Below are 19,782 nucleotides of genomic sequence, written 5' to 3' on the forward strand. Positions count from 1 at the left end.
TGTTCGACGCGAAGCGGCGTCGATGGGATGAATCGGAATAGTCAGCCCTGCTCTTGAATGTATTTTCGAATTGTATCAGCAGCCGCATTTCCAACAGAGCAAACAAAACATCCGTCAGACCAAACTGTCTTTTTAACCCAGAATTGCTTTTTAAACCATTTAAATCTCGACCATAGACTTTGCGTTGTAGATTGTTTAATTCTCCTAACGTAACTCGCAACGCTGATATTGGGAGAAATCGTTAGCAATATGTGTATATGATCTTTGTCCACCTCCATCTCTTCGATATTAAATTCTGAGCGCTCTGCAATTTCAGTGATTTTTTGTTTTACAAAATCACCTACATCACCTTTTAACAATTGTTTTCTATATTTAACTACAAGAATTAAATGTAGCGCTATTAAATATTTACAGTGAGATTTAGTTCATATTCCATCTTGACAACTCATTTCCATACAGTAGTCTATACAGTATATGAAAAAGACGCTTAGATACAACTACAGGCTAAATCCTACGGCAGAGCAAGAAGCTAAACTCGTTGAGTTTGGCGCGACAGCGCGTGGCATTTGGAACTTATTGTTGTCTGAGAACATGCGTCGATACGAGCACGATAAAACGTTTTTGTTTTACAAAGACATGGCCTCACTACTTAAAGATATCAAGACGTTCGAAGAGTTTAACTGGATCAAAGCATTCGATTCTGCGGCAGCTCAACAAATTGCCCGCGACCTGGAATTAGCGCTCAAGAATGCTTTTACTAAAGGTCGCTTGCAACGCTTTCCAAAGCACAAGATCTCATATAAAAAGAAAAAACTTCACAACGATAGTTTTCGAGCGGTCAATAACTCGAACTGTATCCGCATTGAAAATGGCGCTATCAGTATCCCAAAGGTAGGCAAGATACCCATTATCTTGCATCGCAAACTAGCAAGTAAAATCAAGACTGTTACTATCCAGTATCACCACGGAAAATGGGGATGCAGCATCACTCAGGAAGTTGAGTGCAAAACAGCTAAACAAGTTTTAAAAACAATCACAGGTTTTGACATTAACTCAAAGCAAACTGTTGTTGGCTCAGATGGTTTTGTGGTCGATAACCCCAAGTTTTTAAAGCAGTCAAAAACAAAGTTAAATCAATTGCAACGCCAGCTTGCACGCCGAACTAAAGGTTCAAATCGCTGGCAAAAAACCAAACAACGCATCAACAAATTACACGGCAAAATCTCACGGCAAAGGCTCGACTTTGCACACAAAATTTCACGCCAGATAACCAATGAAAATGACATTTTAGTGTTCGAAGATTTAAACGTAAAAGGGATGCAAAAGTTCAATGGCAGCATGGTTGCCGACAATATGATGGGCTTAATTACTCAGCTTTCAAAATACAAAACTGAGCTTGAAGGTAAACTCTATCACGAGATTGACAGGTTTGAAAAATCCACAGGGGTTTGTTCTGAATGCGGCCAACATCATGTTTTAACATTGAACGACAGATATTTCACATGTACGGCTTGTGAAACTTACCAAAGCCGAGACTTGTCAGCGGCTAAAAGCATAGCAAAAACAGGTGAATTAGATTTGATTGCGGCTGGGATCGTCGCAAGGGTTACCCCCACATCTCAGCAGAAATCAGCCATTAAAACGAAAGTCTTCGAGCTATCGAAGTTTGCTGTTGGAACTGAGAAAAAAGAAGCAGCCTAGTCTCTAAGTCAAGGCTGTAGAAGCCCATTGATCGACACGGAGTGGCGTCGATGGGTAGTTCACAACTGTTAAATTGGCCGGTACTATCATGTTTTCATTACGTGGATGGGCGTTTTCAAAACCAGTTAAGGTTGCACTAGGCGGCATATAATGTATTTGTGCCACCACCGGGACTATTTTACCCGCGATATCGGCTTCAACTAATAATTGTAAATTACGTGGATAGTCTTCTTCACCTTTAAATATCATTGCCAGCTCGTTTTGACGAGCCACACCGCTTTGCGTTTTTAGCGACTTTTTGGTGTCTGTATCACTGAGTGTTAATACCACCTTACCTAAATTTGGGGCACTTACGGTTAGCTCTATAGCTTGTGGATACACATACCGATATTTAGACAAGCTCACTGTTAACTCCCCGCCTTGCTCACCCACTGGGCTGCTAACAGGAAAGAACTGATTTGGCTTAAGTCTGTCCTCATCATATACCGTTAATGGTTGTGAATAAGGCGGAAACGCCAAACTTTTCTGATACTGATCAGCAACCACAGAGGCGGCTTTGGCTAAGTCTTCATCAAATGCTGACTGAATTACTGAGCTGGTTTTTGTTGTTGCCTTTGTCACAGGTTGGCTTAGCGTGCGCTGCTGAGCAGGAGGTGCCGATATCGGCTTTTTATCATTGAGAGGGGGGTGCAAAAGCCGATGTGCATATAGATCACGGCTACCCTGTCACAGTAAACAATGTAGCACTCACCCCAAAAATGACCCCAACGCTTGTCCGTATTGCTGGTGCTGACAATATTATTACCACCGATTTAATTACCGGCGCAGAAGACTTTAGCTACTATGCGCTTGAAACCCCCGGGCTGTTTTACTTTTTAGGCGTCACTCCAAAAGATCAAAACGCTAAAACAGCAGCAAGTAATCATTCACCTCAGTTTTATGTTGACGAAAATGCCTTACAACTTGGCGTAGAATCACTATCACAACTGGTTGTTGACTACTTACAATAACAACTCAACATAACAAACACAGGGCTAATAACCCTGTGCTTGTTTTATTAGAGAGTGTTATTCAGCTAATATAAATCCCCAATCGCTTACCTTTAATTATAAATTCTCAAATTGGAAAGGACGCCTTAGTGACAGCAGAATATTTTAATTTTTTAAGCCTTATTGGCGTGGCATTCTTTGCAATTTCAGGTGCGTTATTAGGCCATGATAAAGATATTGGCGGATTTGGAGTGGTGGTTGTTGGCTCAGTCACTGCGCTTGGCGGTGGCACGCTCAGAGACATACTTCTTAACCAACCCGTTTTTTGGATAGCCAACCCCGATTTTTTATATGTCACCTATGTGGCTATTTTTGTCACTGTTATGTTTATTAGCCACTTACCCGATGTGTCTAACTATTACATGTTGTTGGTTGATGCAATTGGTATGGCTATTTTTAATGTGGTCGGTATCGAAAAAGCATTAATTGAAGGCACCACCATGATGGTTGCACTTACAATGGGCATGACTACGGGGATATTTGGTGGCTTAATACGCGACGTGATCTGTCGAGAAGTGCCGTTGGTGATGCGAGAAGAGCTCTACTCCACCGCCTGTTTTGCAGGAGGCTTGACCTATGCAGCGCTATTTTTATTAGAAGCCCCTTATTTATGGTGCATTCTTGGTTCGCTGTTGGTCAGTGTTTTTTTAAGATTGGGCGCGCTCCATTTTGACTGGCAGCCCAATCTATTTAGAAAAAGAACACCAAAAATAAACGATTAGTATAAGTATTGCGTTACACTAATCGCTCATAGAGTCCTGATGCCCGTGACACACTTTTACCCATCGCCAGTTGCAGCACTTTTTTATCTGCTACCAGCTCAAAGGTCTGCTTTGCACGGGTAATACCGGTATACACTAATTGCCGGTTAATACCGACGTTTGCTTGTTTAAGTGGTGGCAATACCATAGCAGTGTAACTAAACTCTGAGCCTTGCGATTTATGAATGGTCATAACATACACTTTATCGTGCGCTGGGAGTCGTGCAGGTGAAAATGCACGTTCATTACCCTGCTCATCAATAAACAGTGCTTTGAGTTGGCCACTGTCATCAGGCATCAAAATACCTATATCGCCGTTAAAAAGTTTAAGTTGATAATCGTTTTGGCTAATCATAATAGGCATACCCGTGTAATGTCGCTGATTAGGGTTAACGCTAATTAACCCTTGCTGTTGCAATACACGCTCAATACGCTGATTTAAACTATTAACGCCGTAATCGCCCTCACGCACTGCTGCAAGTAATTGATAGCGGGCAAAAGCCTCATGCACTTTGGCAACACTCGCTCCTTGGGCAATCAGTGTTAAATAATCACCGTAGTGACTTGCCGCGCTGTTTATAAGCTTTTCAATCGGGGTAGAGACAAAATCGTAGTCTAAAATAACATCGCTAAAATGCCCTTGCGTACTGTGTTGTTCAACATAATTTAATATTCCTCGATCATTGGTATTAACAGCCAAAGCCAACTGGCCTATACCACTTTGGGCATCAAAGCGATAACTATGTTGTAAAAAGGCAATGCAGTCAGCCAGTTTAAACTCACTCTGAGTTTGCACGCCAAGTTTAGCAGTGCCATTAAAACACACCTTATTTAATTGCTCACAGCGTGCTTTTGAATACTGCGGTGTTTGTCCAAGCACTAAACCTTGGCATAAATCACTCATTACACTGCCGGTATCAACCGAGGCGAGTTGGTCTTTATCGCCAAGTAAAATCAATCGGGCATGCGCTGGTAGAGCCTCAATTAATTTGGCCATGAGCGATAAATCGACCATACTGGCCTCATCAATAATCAATACATCAACATGCAACGGATTGCTTTTATCGTGCCTGAATTTATTGGTAAATGGCTTAACTCCTAACAAACGATGAATAGTTTGCGCACTTTGCGGGATCAACGCATTAATATCAGCCGGTATTTCTGTGAGCTTATTTTTAGCCCCTAAAATTGACTCTGTTAGTCGTGCCGCTGCTTTACCGGTCGGTGCCACTAATTTTATGCTCAATGGTGCAGCCTGATATAACGACTGTAAAATGGCTAACAGCTTTGTCACCGTGGTGGTTTTACCTGTGCCAGGCCCACCGGTGATCACACTAAAGCCCTTTGTTGCAGCAATGGCACAAGCGACCTTTTGCCAATCAATATCAAGCGTTGGATCATCAGGAAAGTAGCGAGTTAATAACTCAGTAAGGACTTCATCATCAATATTGAGTTGTCGCTCACTCATTGCCAGTAATCGTTGCGCTAAGGTTTGCTCATACCCTGCTAAACGGGAAAAATACAACCGCTGATTAAACAATTGCAGCGGCTTGTGATCCCCCACACTGTTATGCGCGTGTAAGTAATTTATTGCCGCCTCAGTCGTAAAATCGTCACTAAATGGGGTGAGAGTGTCAGGTACGGTACCTTCTAACTTAGTAAAGTCGCTTTGGCGTAAATTAAACGGATTAGCCCAATCAACCTCTGTTAGAGTTAAACAACTATGCTGGCTTTGCTGCGATAAACACAGCATTAAAATAATATAAAATAGCTCGTCATAATCATGTTCAGTATTGTTACCACTGACTAATTCAGCCAGCTTTACATCCACAACACGTACGCGGTGCTGCTCAGTTAAATAGCTAAGCAGCGGCACAACTTTAGGTGTTTGAGTTACAGGGTCCGCTAGTTGTTCATTGAGTAACGCCGACTCATCAACAGGCGCGTTGTCAAAGTCATCAAACAAACCGGGTTGTTGGTTTAAATCACTCATAGCATCGCTCCTTGGCTAAACAAACCATCTAAAATAATAACTTGCTCTGCACTTAACTGTTTAAAGTACACCCCTTCACCCGCTGGCATACCGCGTAAAAAGGTATAATACACGCCGCCTAAATGCGTCTCTATGGCATAATCAGGAATACGCTGTTTAAGCAATCGATGCAGCGCTACGGTATAAATTAAATACTGTAAATGGTATTGGTGGCTGGTCATGGCTTGCTCAAGCTGCTCTGGCTCATAATCTGCGGGGGTACTGCCCAAATAATTCGATTTATAATCTAAAATATAATACTTGCCTTGGTAACAAAAAATTAAATCTATAAAGCCTTTTAGTAAGCCTTTTACATGGGCAAATTCAAGTTTGCTTTGGCTAAAAGCAAAGTGTTTAATCAGCATTTCGTTGAGTTTAGGCGCACTTAGGCTAGCAAGCGGTAAGTTAAACTCCATTTCAACAAGACAATCTCTCGGTGATAATTGACTCAAGCTTAAATTATTTTCACTATTTAATGGGCAATTAAGCGCATCGAGTATCCATTGTTCGGTTATTGGCTGCCATTGTTCACTAATGTGGTATTTTTCAAAAGCACGTTTAATTACTGCCGATAAGTTTTGCTCTGGATTTGAGGGGTGAACAAGCGGGCTGGTAAAATCAAGTTGCTCGAATATTTCGTGTAAGCAACTTCCTGGTTTTGCACCTTTTGGAAAATTATACGGTGAGAGAAGTTCATCTTGTTGCACCGCAAACTCATCTCTTTGATGATCTTCATCGCTGCGCCCAGGTGCCAGTTGGTCAGTATGCTTTTTAAAGCTTAAAGCACTAAAACTGGTTGCCCGCCAATCGCGTTCAATCTGCGTGGTTACAGTATTAATACTCAGCGCCTGCTTTTTAACGTGTTCATTATTAAAGCGAAGTATGCCCTGCTCGAGTAATTCACCCGAGGTAAATTGCAAATATTCCATCGAATCATTGGCATCACAAAACTCACTTAAATGAGTGCGCCATGTTTGGCTGCTGGTTAACGCTAACCCTGAGAACAACACATGCCCAAGCGCACTACTTTGAATCGCTAAGCGGCTACTTTGCCCTTGCCCGATGTTATATACACCCAAGGCACAAAAATGCACTGCACGGGTCAATGCGACATACAATAGGCGTAAATCTTCGGCTAGGCGCTCTTGCTCTGCTTGTTGCAAGGCGTCTTCGCCTTTACTTAAATCAAAAATTAACTTGCCGTTATGGTGATAAAGCGCGTCTTTAGTTTCACGATAGCCACTGGCAAAGGGCATAAATACCAATGGATATTCAAGCCCCTTTGAGGCATGCATAGTGACAATTTTAACCAAGTTTGCGTCGCTCTCTAAACGTACTTGCACTGTTTCGCCATCTTGCTGGCTCACCTTTTGCGCAAACCAACGCAACAAACGAAGTGTCCCTTCAAGCTCTATTTGTTTTTGCTGCAGTATTTCGCCAAGGTGTCTAAAATCGGTAAGCCAACGTTCTACGTTATAGCCCAAGCCTTGCCATTTGGCACTGAGTTGATTATGACTTAGTAAGCGCTCAAGCATCGCCATAGCCCCTTGCTTATGCCAAATATGGCTAAGTTGAGCAAAAAAGTTTAAATGTTCTTGCCATGCATTTTCATCATCGGCCAAAGCAAAAATATCGTTATAACTTAAACAGAATAATGGCCCTGCGAGTACACCACGTAGAAGTGACTCGTCGTACTGGCCGTGCAATGCGGTTAAAAAGTTGAGTAAATGGTGGCTTAGCTCTTGGCTAAATACACTATCACGAGACAAATACACGCTGGCAATATTGGCTTTGCTCAAGGCCTGCTTCATTATTTGCGCTTCAACGCGGTCGCGCACCAAAATACAAATATCAGCAGCGCTTACCGGCGTACTGCCAATACAGGCTATTCCTTGGTTTGCCTGCTCAAGTAAAGTAACTATTTTATTAGCAAAATGGGTGGCTAAATGTGCTTGCCCTACGCCTTTACTGGTCGGCTTGGCTTTTTCATCGCCGGCTTCATCCACAAACACATTAAATTCAAAGGCGGTGGCCGGTTTGCCATCAATTAAAAATGTATCTTCGGCTTTTTTACCCTTGGCTTTCACTTTATTAAAAGGAATGGCATCGTTATAAATAAAGCTGTTGTCGTATTTACCAAACAAGCTATTTACACTGTTGACGATATCACTGCTGGAGCGAAAATTAGTGCCCAATGTAAATTGTTGCGACTGCTCTACGGCCTCTTTGGCACCAATGTAGGTAAATATATCTGCGCCCCTAAAGCCATAAATAGCTTGTTTGGGATCGCCTATCATGGCTAAAGTGGTATTGCTTTGAGCATAAATTTTACTAAAAATACCGTACTGAATAGGGTCGGTGTCTTGAAACTCATCAATCATTGCCACCGGAAATAACTGCGCAATTTTTTGCGACAATACGTCACCCTGCTCACTATTAAGGGCTGTATGTAAATTAGTGAGTAGGTCATCAGGCGTGATCACGCTTTGTTCTTGTTTGCGTTTAACTATGGCCGCTTTTACCCAACTCGCCGCATATTGCACTATCGCAATTTTTAGCCCTTGTTTAATGGTATTGTTAAGTGCGGCTAAGGCATCGAATTGGCTAATAAGTGGATGCGTCAGTAATGTGCCATTTTTTTTATAATTAGCGGTATTACTTAAATTCTCGCTGCTCCAAACCTCAAACGAATATTTGTTAGTACCAAATTCAAAAAAGTCATCATTGCCTAAGCAAAATGCTTCAAGCGCCGCTAAACTGCCTTTTCGCCCGGGTGTTTTTGAGCCACTTAAATCGGATGCTTTAACAGCACCAATAAACTCTTGCTCTAGGCACGTTTTTTTAAAAGCGGGTATAAGCTCTAAATATTCATCTCGCGCTTGCCACACATCCTCTAAATTTATTTGCGGCGTTATTTCGGCGTTAGCTTTATTTAAAATACTGCTTACTTGGCTAAATAATGATTCAGGTGCGGCAAACACCTCTAAAATCGCATCTGTTCTTTGCTTATTAAGCGGGTAGACAAACGCGCGCCAAAAATCTTTTATGGTCTCAAGCAGTATCTCGCGCTCATCTAAAATAAACTCTAAGTTAAACGCGACCCCCGACTCAAACGCATGTTGTTTTAGCATCCGCTGACAAAAACCATGAATGGTAAAAATAGCCGCCTCATCCATTGATTTAGCTGCTGCATCGAGTAAGTCAAACGCACGATGTTTATCATCTACTGCGGCTATTACACCTTCTATTAATTCATCGTTTGGCTGTTGCCCCAATAAGGCATCGCGCGCGGCAATAATACGGCTGCGTACCCGGTCTTTAATTTCTTGTGTTGCAGCATCGGTAAAGGTAACCACCAAAATTTGCTCAACACTCAATGGCGTACTCAGCTCACCGGGTATTTGCATGCCTAATAAATAGCGTAAATACAAACCCGTGATCGTGTAGGTTTTACCTGTACCCGCACTGGCTTCTATCAAACTTTGGCCTGATAAAGGCATAGTGAGTGGGTTAAGCGCTTGCATAGTCACTCTCCTTGGCATGCTCAAATAACGGGGCGAGTAATTTTTCGCTCCACTTAATAAACTCCTCTTGGCAATCATTGAGCGATTGCACCGTTAAACGAATATAGGGATTCTCCCCTTCACCTGGGCCAATATACTGTGGGCTAAATTTACTGTTAGCTTTTGCCATGTCGCCACCGCTTTTCACGTATTCATAACCGCTCACCGGAAAAAACGCCACCGGCGCATTTCGCAGTGCTTTGTATAGTTCAAACCAATCTGCAAGCAGCAAGTCAGCATTGGCTTTGCTCATAGGGGCAAAGCTAATTTGTTTATCTAAACCCAGTAATAAGGTTTCAACCTCTTGTTGCATGCTTTGAGCTGCCAGGTGATAAAGAAAGCCTTTTATTAAATCTTTGGCTTTAATACTGGCACTGCGGTAAAACACTTGTTTTTGCATATACACATGGTTAAGCCAGCCTTCAATGGTGGTATTTTCAAGCGCAAGTAACACTTCTATCGGTTCGCTTTTACCGGCTTTTATTTGCTCTTTTACTTGCCCTGCAAGCGCATCAACTCGGTGCTGCATACCCTCATAAATTAAGCTGCCTACATTGGCTTGGGGCAACTCACCGCGCTGCAGGATTTGCTTGGTACTGAGCGGCGTATTGTTAATGTTTGCTTCAAGTATTTCGTCAAGGTAAAAATAACGGCGCAGCGCATCTAAGCTAAACGGTTCTTCGTCTTTCGCTATATCGTTAAATTGCGGCAAGCGTAACCCTAAACTTTGTTGATAAAAGCTCTCTTGGGCATGGCATACACTACGAATAAACACATCAAGATCAAGTAGCTCTGGGGGCGTTACATCAAGCGCAGTGATTGCTTTAGGCTCAATAGCCTCGCTAGGCAGCCAAATTGGGTTATAGCTGTGATTATTTACTCCCGCCTGTTCAGTGCTAGCTGGCAAATAATACTGACTATTAAAAGGTTGTAAATGTTGTTGGCTAATAAGGCAATCTGGCAAGGATTTATCACTGGGTTCGCTAAGTTTAAAACTGCGGCCTATGTATTCTAAAAGCTCACTGACAAGCGTTGATGGCATGCGCGGCTGGTTGTCAAAACATGAGCGACCAATGTAGCTCATATATAAATTATCTCGAGCACTTAAGAGCGCTTCTAAAAAGAGGTAACGGTCATCGAGTTTACGTGAACGGTCACCTTTTTGCTTTTTAGAATACGGCACTAAATCAAATCCGATTGGCTGCACCGTGCGCGGGTAATCGGCATCGTTTAAGCCTAGCATACACACCACTTTAAAAGGGACGGCGCGCATGGGCATGAGAGTACAAAAGTTCACTTGTCCTACTAAAAAGCGCTGACCTACACCTTTTTCTTGTATACCTTGTTTTATTAGATAGCTCACTATGCGCTGCGAAACGGCTTTACTGTAGTCGCCGTTGTCGTGGTGCTTCGCAATGTCTTCGAGCACCTTTTGCAGCAGTAATAAATCCCAGCTATCATCGCTTTCGCTCTCATACACAGCATTGAGTAGCTCACTTAGTATATGGGCTTTATTAGAAAGCGTATCATCAGGGGTGAGTTTCGCTTTAAAGTCTTGAAGCACATCAATAAAATGCACCAGCTTATTGAGAGTATCAAGCGCCATACCTTCTACTTCATCGGCGCTGTAAATACCATTAAATGGGCACTGTTCGTCGCGCATGGCAATCCCCAGTAATAAACGGTTCAAGCCATGTTGCCAGGTATTTAAATCAATGGCGGGTAAATCAAAGCTTTGTTTATGCTCAGCGTTTATACCCCACTTTACCCCTACTCGCTCAAGCCAATAATGTATTTGCTCGTATTCATGGGCTTCTAGGCCAAATTTTTCGGCAATTTGCGTAACCTGTAATAAATCAAGAATATCCGACACGCCAAAGCGCGAAAACGGTAAATTAGCTAAACTGGCAAACGAGCTCAGTACTGGTTTTTCTTGCTCTATGGCTAAATCGGCAAGGGCGTATGGTATAAATCGGCTGCCCTGCGCACCACCAAAAACGGCCTCAATGTAAGGGCTATAAGTACCTACATCAGGCATCATCACAATGATATCTTTGGGGGTAAGCGTTGGGTTTTGATTAAACAAATTGAGTAAGTAGTCGTGCAGGCGCTCGACTTCCCTTAATGGTGTGTGGCAGTCACTTAACGTAATGCTGGTATCGTGTGCACTTATGGGCAGTTTACCCTCATCGTTTATAAACCATTCTTTGTTATCGGTAAGCGATTCACCTTTAAAGGCAAGTTGGTATATTTCGCTTTGCACTTGCCCAAGTAAGGTATCGTCAAACGCATCAATAAAACCATCAATCCAACGGGCATCAAGCTGCACCAGTTGCTCAAAATAATCGCGGCCGAGTTTACCCCACGACGACAACAACGGATTACCAATAAAATAGTATTCTTCATCAGGATTCGTTTGCTTTTTTTGCTGCGCTTCCACCAGCGGCATTTTGGCGTATTTAGCGTTTATTTTAGCCGCTGTTTTTTCATCGATTATATCGCCCCAATAATGCTCGCTGGGGTTAAAAAAGAATAAAAACACCTCAGTTTTTTTACTCAAGGCTTCAAACACATCAAGCTGTGAGCTGGCAATAGCAGATATACCAAATAGGCTAATACGCTTTGGCAATAAGCTGCTATCCATACTCTCAAGGGCGCTGAGTAATTGTCCTTGCATGTTGGCGCGGTGAAATTGACTTTGCCCTAGCTGTTTGCTTAATTTGACAAGGCGGCGCCACAAATCGGGTTGCCAAGGAGCAATGCTTACATCAACATCGTCAAGCGTATCAACACCGCTATCCCATTTGGCTATCCAATGGGGGCGATACATTAAATATTGGTCGTACACATCGGCTATTTTTTCACATAGGGCAAAGGTTTTTTGGCCGTCAATATCCCCCTCTAAATAGGTTTTTAGGGGTAAATACAGTGGCTCGTCAATACAAGTAGGTAAAATTGCAAACAGTTTCCAAGCAAGGTTCGGTTTATTAAACGCCGACTCTTTAGGCACGTTTGGCAATAGTTGCTGGTACAACTGCCAAATAAAGCTCGACGGCAGCGGAAAGTCTACCTGCGCAGCCACGCCTAAATTTTCACTTAAACCAATTTTTAGCCACTGCGACATACCCGGCGATTGCACTAACACCACTTCTTTATCAAATGGGCTTTGCAATGGGTTTATTTTTAATAGCTGATGAAACTGCGCTTGCAGGGCTTCCATACGGTTTGATTGAAAAATATTGAGCATACGATACCAGCCTTAATTGAGATAAAGCCAGTGTATGATATTTTCAATTTAAGCGGTAGCGCTAAGAAGACATTGGCGTTAATAAATCAGCAAGTTAGCCCGCCGATAGATGAACTTTTAAACGCACAGCTTTAACCGCAGTGCGTTTATTATTTAACCTGAACTGTGGATAATAAATCCATCTCAAGCAGCTATTTTCAGCGCTAACTGCGTTGAATTTACTTGCAATAGGCTAGCTATTGACGCGTAATTTCGCCTTGTTTTCACTAAAAATCTCTAGCTAGAGAAAATAAACATAAATATCATTTTGATTCAATATGTTAGTAAATCTCTTAACCAGAGTTCAGGTTATTTAAATGGTGATGCTATTTATAAGGACTAATACTTGAAAGACTAAAGTCACTTTGCATAATAACTTGCCCATCAATGCCTTTAAGCTTTAATGAAATAGCAGGTTTCTAATTATAAAAGGTAATGATGAAAGCGGGCACAGTCTATTTTTTAAATATGACAACGAGGGGCAATTTTATTGACAGCAAGATTAAACAATTATGAGTAAATTATGGCAAATAAATGTATAAAAAAAGACACTCAAAGTTGTCCATGAGTGTCCTATGGTTTTTACTAAATTAGCTGCTATTTCAATTCAGCTAGCATTTCATCACTGTAAGCTGTGACTTCTTCGCCGTTTTTAATTTTGCTAATGTAATCTGGGTTAGCAATTAGCGGGCGACCAATAGCAATTAAATCAAATTTATTGTCGTTAATCGCTTCTTTGGCAGTTTCAAAACTATAACTACCTACCCCCACAAAGGTACTTGCATAACCAGCTCGTAAAAATTCAGAGGTTGATTTACCTTCTAGTGAATCAAAACGCATGCTGTCGTCAAAAATACCGCCATGTAAATAAGCTAACTTGCGGTTTTCAAGCTCTGGTAATAAGTAGTCAAATACTGCTTTATCGCGATTGTCTTCGCTCATATTAAAATAAGCACCTGGCGTTAAACGTATTGCGGTGCGTTCATTGCCTACTACATTAATAACTGCATCGGTTACTTCCAGTGCAAAGCGCGACATGTTTTCTGGTGTTTGGCCGTACTCGTCATCACGTTTATTTGCCGCATAATGTAAAAATTGGTCAATTAAATAGCCATTAGCACCATGAATTTCCACGCCGTCAAAACCCGCTTCCATCGCATTTTCTGCGGCTTTAGCGTAATCGGCCACTAAGCCTTTAATATCATCTTTAGTGGCAGCTTTTGGCGTAATATAAGTTAGCTCGCGCATACGCGGTACTGAACCTTCAACCCCTATTGCAGATGGCGCCAAAACATCACCACCAAAAAAGTGAGGGTGAGCAACACGGCCAACATGCCATAGTTGTGCAAACATTTTTCCGCCATTGGCATGTACTGCATCAGTGACTTTTTTCCAACCTTGAATTTGTTCGCTAGTGAAAAGCCCAGGTGTATTTGGATAACCTTGAGCATCAGCACGGATAATAATGCCTTCACTAATAATTAAGCCTACATCAGCACGGCGAGCGTAGTAATCAACCATGGCTTGTGTTGGCACTAAATTGTCATCTGCCATACAACGGGTCATTGGTGCCATAAGTACGCGGTTTTGCAGTTCTATGCTGTTATTTAATTTAAAAGGTGAAAGTAAGTCAATCGACATAATGTTTATCCTTTATTGAATGTACATTCAAGATAAGGTCACTTGAATGAATATTCAAGTATAATTTTGAAACTTTGTTTAAGATTGCGTAAACTCCACCTAAGCCTAAGAAAAATAAATTTATTCATTACTACTCTCTCCACTAAAAGAGTCATTATGAGAACTGCAGAATTTGATACAGAGTTTGTACTGCGCCAAGCTATGGCCATGTTTATGCTTCATGGCTATGCAAAAACCAGTATGCAAAAACTGACTCAAGCCACCCATTTACATCCGGGCTCGTTATACGCGGCATTTGGAAGTAAAAAAGGCATTTTTTTAGCCGCTACTGAGCAATACCAAACCGATCGCAATACACAGTTTACGGCGCTGTTTGAGCACAGCAGTTGTATTTTAGATACGCTGAAACAATACCTTAATATCATTGTGCAAGAATGCGTTGACGGTGAAGCAACCAAAGTGTGCCTACTCACAAAAAGCATTAGCGAGGTAGAGGGTAACGAACCACAAATTTGCCACGTATTGCGTACTAATTTAACTGCATATGAGCATGCCTTTGCGCAGCAGTTACAAAAAGCAATTGATAATAAAGAAATTACCAATGGCCGAAGTGCCATAGAGCTGGCACGATTTTGTGTTATGGGTATATATGGATTACGCACCTACGCATTAACAAACCAAGACCCCGACGCACTAAACCAACTAGCCAATGAGCTACTAGCAGCCATCAGCTAAACTAAATTTTAAAGCGCAGCAGCTCGCTGCTCTTTGTATACTCCACAGTGAGAGAGAGCCAAAAATGACCACTGACAATTTATCAAAGCAAGACGACGTAATTTTAGGCCTTGGCGCAAAAAAACGACTCGCATACATGTACGAAACCGTGCAGCAATTTAAGCAAGTGTGGATTTTAAACGATGACGACGGCTGCGTAATGCTCACTAACGAGGACGACGATTGCGTGCCGGTATGGCCAACACGAGAATTCGCACAAGCCTGGGCAACCGGCGAATGGCAAGGATGTACACCTAAAGCAATTCCAACTGCAGATTGGTTTAGCCGCTGGACACCTGGTCTTGAAGAAGACGACTTACTGGTGGCCGTGTTCCCTACCGAAGAAGACGACGGCACAATTTTATTCCCTGATGAGTTTCAAGCCCAGTTGAGTAAATCAATTAGGAAGTATTAAATTTTAGGGCCTGTTAACCTTTCAGGATTAAAATTTGTTCAATCTAGGGGCCATTTAATCGCGGCGCGAGGTTTGTAACCTAGTGGGCTAAGTAAAAACCGAGCAACAAAGAGTAAATGACCCCTAGGCAGAAACCCTTCGGGCAGCGCCTGTTTGGCATTTACGCTACGTTATCGCCTATTTATGGGGAACAACCACACTACATAGGCTCTGCCTTGCCTAATTACCAAACAGACTGCTGAAAATTCAACCTCGAAAGATAAACAGGCCCTTAAGCATTAAAAGAAAAGTTTATTTACCAAAAGGTTATAAAGCATTTATTATAGTGTTGTAACTTACTTTTATAAAAATCGACTTGGGTGGACGTCAATTCCACCCCTGTAAAAAATCGAATAAAGTAATCAATGTTCAGGTAAATTTAATAAAAAATATACGTTTATTTTCTGTGTTTAAATTGGGGTCTACATGCTGTTCAATTCAAAATATAAAAACAAAATTAATGAGTTAAATAACGAGTTAATGCAATTAAAAAAAACCAATGAAAAACTTGAGGCGCAATTGTTAGCAGCAAACAGCGAGCAATCACAACTAAACGACAATGAAATAGCAAACAATACAGCCTTTGTAAAACAGCGTGAATTAAACACCTTATCATTACAGTCATCTTATTTAATGAGTGACATCAGAGAAAGCTTAGCCTCAACTTCACATAAACTAATTAATGATATTACGTCATTTAAGTCATCCCAAGAATTACTTGATACAATTTTAGATATGTTAGCAACGACTTCATCGTCAACACATAATATCTCAAGAGATACAAAATCAGCCACTAAATCCGTTAAAGAATTGCAGTCAGTAACAACCGGAATTAATGATTTTGTAAACATAATTAAAGGGATTTCTGATCAAACAAATTTACTTGCACTTAATGCGGCCATCGAGGCCGCTAGAGCCGGAGAACAAGGACGAGGCTTTGCTGTTGTGGCAGATGAAGTAAGAACGCTCGCTCAGCGCTCTTCTGATGCATCTAACGAGATCTCTAATTTAATAGCTAAGGTCAATGAGCAAATGCAAAGCGTTGTAACTAACATTACTAGCGTTAGCGAAGAAAGTAATGGCATTGCAAATAGCTCATCAGAAATTGATGCTACCGCTAAAAAGGTGGTTGAACTATCACAAAATATGTATAGCGTTATTGTTAATTCAAGTGCCGATGCATTTATTCAAACAGTAAAAATGGATCACATTGTATGGAAATACGATATTTATAAAGTCATTTTAGGCCAATCAAATAAGACTGCAGAAGACTTTTCTGATCATACCATGTGTCGTTTAGGTAAATGGTATTACCAAGGTGAAGGTGCATTAAAATATTCAAGCATTAACGACTTTAAAGCATTAGAGCAACCACATGAAGATGTCCATAAGAATGGCTTTGCTGCTTTAGAAGCATTCCAATTAGGCGATATCAATACTGCTGTAGAAAAAGTATCTCTTATGGAGCAAGCAAGTTTTAAAGTAGCGGACATACTTAGCGCTTTATCACACAAAATTATGGATTATAACTGTAAATAAAATAGTCAAAAAAACCTCACTTTGCATAGCGTTATGATTCATAATCATTTGGCTATGCATACCAAACTTATATAAATTAATCACAAACTAATGACACCTCCACCTAAGCAATGCTGTTCAATAATCAAAAGTCGGATTTAATTCGTTATGGGCGCTTATTAATTATTGATACCTATAAACAACTTCCCAATAACGTAAATAATAAGCTCAATTGTAGCACTTACCATCTTAATGAAGGGCGTGTAGCCAAAGCCGCGCCTTATGTGGGCATGAATGTGGTATATCCAAAGTATCGTTCACGTAATGCAAAAATAAACACCATTGAAGACAGAATTAATGGCTGTTTTCAACGCTCAATGAAAGGTCAGCCACTGTAAAGCGGATGACTGGCCAAAAGGTGGCGCACCAAAAGACGTGCGTCGATAAATAACTAGATAAGTAAATAAATTAAGCATCGCTGGCGTATTTAAGTCACTCAACGCCCCTCCTATTTACTGCTTTATATTTTACTCGCTCGTCAAAAAATGTACTATGGGGCATATAAATTAACAGCTCGTCGCAGTTAATTAAGACTTTATCGCAACCTAAGTGTAGTTACATTTAAGTCAACGTACTCTTACATGATTAATGACAAGGTAACGACAGGTTACAATAATAAGAGAATGTAAATATGAAAACTTTACTCGCCACGGCAATCAGCTCTGCGTTATTACTTTCGGGCTGCTCTGAGCCAAATGTAAACGCTGACAACAAACAGCAAACTACTGCGCAAAGTATTTCAGCGCAAGCACAACAAGCTACCAACCCATTATTAGAAAAAAGCACACTACAGTACGAAACCCCTGACTTTGCAGTCATCAAAGATGAGCATTTTTTACCTGCCTTTAATCAAGGTATGGCGCAGCAAATGGCGCAAGTACAAGACATTATTAATAATACAGCCCCTACGACTTTTGAAAACACCATCGTGGCACTTGAGCAAAGTGGCGAGTTATTAACGCGTGCAAGCAGCATTTTTTACAACCTTGCAGGCTCTAGCTCAAACCCAGCGCGTCGTGAGCTTCAAAAAGAACTTGCACCAAAGCTTGCAGCGCACAGAGACAACATCTTTTTAAATGATGCGTTATTTAAAAAAGTAGCCACACTTTTTGAAAAAACAGACTCTTTAGCATTAACAGCGCAAGAAACACGACTATTAGACGTTTACTATAAACGTTTTGTACGCTCAGGCGCTCAGCTTAATGATGAACAAAAGCAGCAAATACGTGATATTAACTCATCGCTATCAACTTTAACGACACAGTTTTCACAAAACTTACTTGCGCTAAGTAAAAGTAATGTTGTCATCGTAAAAGACCAAAAAGAGTTAGCTGGCTTATCGGCAGGTCAAATTGAACAATTTGCTAATGCAGCCACAGAAGCCGGCCACGAAGGGCAGTATTTAATTAAAATCACCAATACCACTCGCCAGCCTGTTTTAGCTTCATTACAAAACCGTGATTTACGCGAGAAAGTGTGGCGTGCATCTTCAGAACGCGCGCTAGATGGTGAATTTAGTAATCGCGACATTGTTGCGCAACTAGTTAAATTAAGAGCACAAAAAGCAAAGCTACTTGGCTACAACAGCTGGGCTGAATTTAGTTTAGAGTCGCAAATGGCTAAAAAACCACAAGCTGTATTTGATATGTTTGCTAGCATGGTGCCAAGGCTAACTCAAAATGTAGCGTTAGAAGCTGCCGATATTCAAGAAAAAATAAATGCATCTGCAGAGCAGTTCGAACTTAAACCATGGGATTGGTTATATTATGCTGAGCAAGTACGTCAAGATAAGTACAACCTTGATGAAAAAGCAGTAAAAGAATATTTTGAGTTTAACCGTGTATTAGAAGACGGTGTATTCTTTACCATGAATCGTTTGTATGGCATTACATTTAAGCCACGTAACGATCTACCTGTGTATCACCCAGATGTAAAAGCATATGAAGTATTTGACGCAAATGGTGAAAGCCTAGCTATCTTTTTTGCTGATTATTTTGCGCGTGAAGGTAAACGTGGCGGCGCATGGATGAGCTCGTTTGTTAAACAGTCTGGTTTGCATGGGCAAAAACCTGTTGTCGTGAATGTTATGAACATTCAAAAAGGCGCCAAAGGTGAGCCAACACTTATTAGCTACGATGAAACAACCACTATGTTCCATGAGCTTGGCCATGGTCTGCACGGTATGCTTTCAAAAGTAAAATACCCAACCTTATCTGGTACGTCAGTATCAAGAGACTTTGTTGAATTCCCGTCTACGTTTGAAGAAGATTGGGCAATGCACTCTGAAGTAATTGCTAACTATGCTAAACATTATCAAACAAGCGAGCCGATTCCGGATGAATTACTTGAAAAAGTAATTAAATCAAGAAGCTTTAACCAAGGTTTTGATACATTAGAATATGTATCTGCCGCTTTATTAGATATGGAATGGCATTCATTACCGGCAGATGCCCCACTGCAAGATATTGAAAAATTTGAGCAAGATGTTTTAACAAAACACGGCGTTAACGTGCCATTTGTGCCGCCGCGTTATAAGTCTGCATTCTTTTCTCATTCAATGGGTGGCGGTTACTCTGCAGGCTACTATGCCTACATGTGGAGTGAAATTTTAGCAGCTGACGCTTTTGCTTATGTACAAGAGCAAGGTGGCTTAAAACGTGAACTAGGTGACAAATACCGTAAAGAAATTTTAGAAGTCGGTAACTCGCGTGACCTGATGGAATCGTTTAAAGCATTTCGTGGCCAAGAGCCAGACACATCAGCCTTACTTAAACGTCGTGGTTTAACAGCCACGGTTGAATAACAAGCTGTTAGTAGAGCTTGATGGCTACATAGCCATTAAGCTCTGCTTTATGCTATTACATTAAACTTCAAACGCCCCTCAGCCATTTTTATGGGTATTAATAATTGCCCAGCAGCAAAACGCCCCCCACTTACCCAACC

13 protein-coding genes and 1 pseudogene are annotated in these 19,782 nt (G+C 41.2%); 8 read left to right on the forward strand and 6 right to left on the reverse strand.

Translation table 11 applies throughout. The features are described 5' to 3' along the window. Nucleotides 1–41: 41 nt before the first annotated feature. Nucleotides 42–401 (reverse strand): IS200/IS605 family transposase, encoded by a 360-nt coding sequence (gene tnpA / locus LOC50_RS08080; RefSeq protein ID WP_081762908.1) that lies wholly within the window; start codon nt 399–401, stop codon nt 42–44. Nucleotides 402–474: 73 nt separating this feature from the next. On the opposite strand from tnpA, the gene LOC50_RS08085 reads away from it, so the two are divergent. Beyond that, on the forward strand, nt 475–1,701 hold the full coding sequence (locus LOC50_RS08085) for an RNA-guided endonuclease InsQ/TnpB family protein (RefSeq protein WP_250653029.1): 1,227 nt from the start codon (nt 475–477) through the stop codon (nt 1,699–1,701). A 3-nt stretch (nt 1,702–1,704) separates the two neighbouring features. Here LOC50_RS08085 and LOC50_RS08090 read toward each other — a convergent pair whose 3' ends face one another. After that, nucleotides 1,705–2,322, reverse strand: coding sequence for a hypothetical protein (locus LOC50_RS08090; protein ID WP_250653030.1), 618 nt, complete (start codon nt 2,320–2,322; stop codon nt 1,705–1,707). 65 nt (nt 2,323–2,387) lie between these two features. Between LOC50_RS08090 and LOC50_RS08095 the strand changes: the two are divergent. Together LOC50_RS08095 and LOC50_RS08100 are read left to right on the forward strand one after the other, a co-directional pair. Continuing rightward, a pseudogene (locus LOC50_RS08095) lies at nt 2,388–2,711 on the forward strand (M20/M25/M40 family metallo-hydrolase); the annotation flags it as partial. A 128-nt stretch (nt 2,712–2,839) separates the two neighbouring features. After that, on the forward strand, nt 2,840–3,472 hold the full coding sequence (locus tag LOC50_RS08100; RefSeq protein ID WP_036983031.1) for a trimeric intracellular cation channel family protein: 633 nt from the start codon (nt 2,840–2,842) through the stop codon (nt 3,470–3,472). A gap of 13 nt (nt 3,473–3,485) precedes the next feature. Here LOC50_RS08100 and recD read toward each other — a convergent pair whose 3' ends face one another. The 4 genes from recD to LOC50_RS08120 all read right to left on the reverse strand — a co-directional run bounded on the left by recD (nt 3,486) and on the right by LOC50_RS08120 (nt 14,033). Further along, entirely contained in the window at nt 3,486–5,504 is a 2,019-nt protein-coding gene (gene recD, locus LOC50_RS08105) for an exodeoxyribonuclease V subunit alpha (RefSeq protein ID WP_036983033.1), read from the reverse strand. Then, on the reverse strand, nt 5,501–9,067 hold the full coding sequence (gene recB, locus LOC50_RS08110; protein WP_250653031.1) for an exodeoxyribonuclease V subunit beta: 3,567 nt from the start codon (nt 9,065–9,067) through the stop codon (nt 5,501–5,503). Before recB ends, recD begins: the two co-directional genes overlap by 4 nt. Then, nucleotides 9,054–12,353, reverse strand: coding sequence for an exodeoxyribonuclease V subunit gamma (gene recC / locus LOC50_RS08115; RefSeq protein WP_036983037.1), 3,300 nt, complete (start codon nt 12,351–12,353; stop codon nt 9,054–9,056). The genes recB and recC overlap by 14 nt, the downstream gene beginning before the upstream one ends. Nucleotides 12,354–12,989: 636 nt before the next feature. Then, nucleotides 12,990–14,033, reverse strand: coding sequence for an alkene reductase (locus LOC50_RS08120; protein ID WP_036983038.1), 1,044 nt, complete (start codon nt 14,031–14,033; stop codon nt 12,990–12,992). A 156-nt stretch (nt 14,034–14,189) separates the two neighbouring features. On the opposite strand from LOC50_RS08120, the gene LOC50_RS08125 reads away from it, so the two are divergent. From LOC50_RS08125 to LOC50_RS08145, 5 genes are all read left to right on the forward strand, one after another. Further along, nucleotides 14,190–14,768, forward strand: a complete 579-nt coding sequence (locus tag LOC50_RS08125) for a TetR/AcrR family transcriptional regulator (protein WP_036983039.1) — start codon at nt 14,190–14,192, stop codon at nt 14,766–14,768. A 64-nt stretch (nt 14,769–14,832) separates the two neighbouring features. Next, nucleotides 14,833–15,222, forward strand: coding sequence for a DUF2750 domain-containing protein (locus LOC50_RS08130; RefSeq protein WP_036983040.1), 390 nt, complete (start codon nt 14,833–14,835; stop codon nt 15,220–15,222). 465 nt (nt 15,223–15,687) lie between these two features. Continuing rightward, nucleotides 15,688–16,800 (forward strand): methyl-accepting chemotaxis protein, encoded by a 1,113-nt coding sequence (locus tag LOC50_RS08135; RefSeq protein ID WP_036983041.1) that lies wholly within the window; start codon nt 15,688–15,690, stop codon nt 16,798–16,800. A gap of 110 nt (nt 16,801–16,910) precedes the next feature. Then, entirely contained in the window at nt 16,911–17,177 is a 267-nt protein-coding gene (locus LOC50_RS08140) for a c-type cytochrome (protein ID WP_036983042.1), read from the forward strand. Between the two features lie 293 nt (nt 17,178–17,470). Further along, nucleotides 17,471–19,642 carry a M3 family metallopeptidase gene (locus tag LOC50_RS08145; RefSeq protein WP_036983043.1) on the forward strand — a complete coding sequence of 724 codons (2,172 nt, stop codon included), beginning with the start codon at nt 17,471–17,473 and terminating at the stop codon, nt 19,640–19,642. The last annotated feature ends 140 nt before the right edge of the window (nt 19,643–19,782 follow it).

This window comes from Pseudoalteromonas sp. SCSIO 43095, from assembly GCF_023650455.1.
Lineage (GTDB): Bacteria > Pseudomonadota > Gammaproteobacteria > Enterobacterales > Alteromonadaceae > Pseudoalteromonas > Pseudoalteromonas tetraodonis.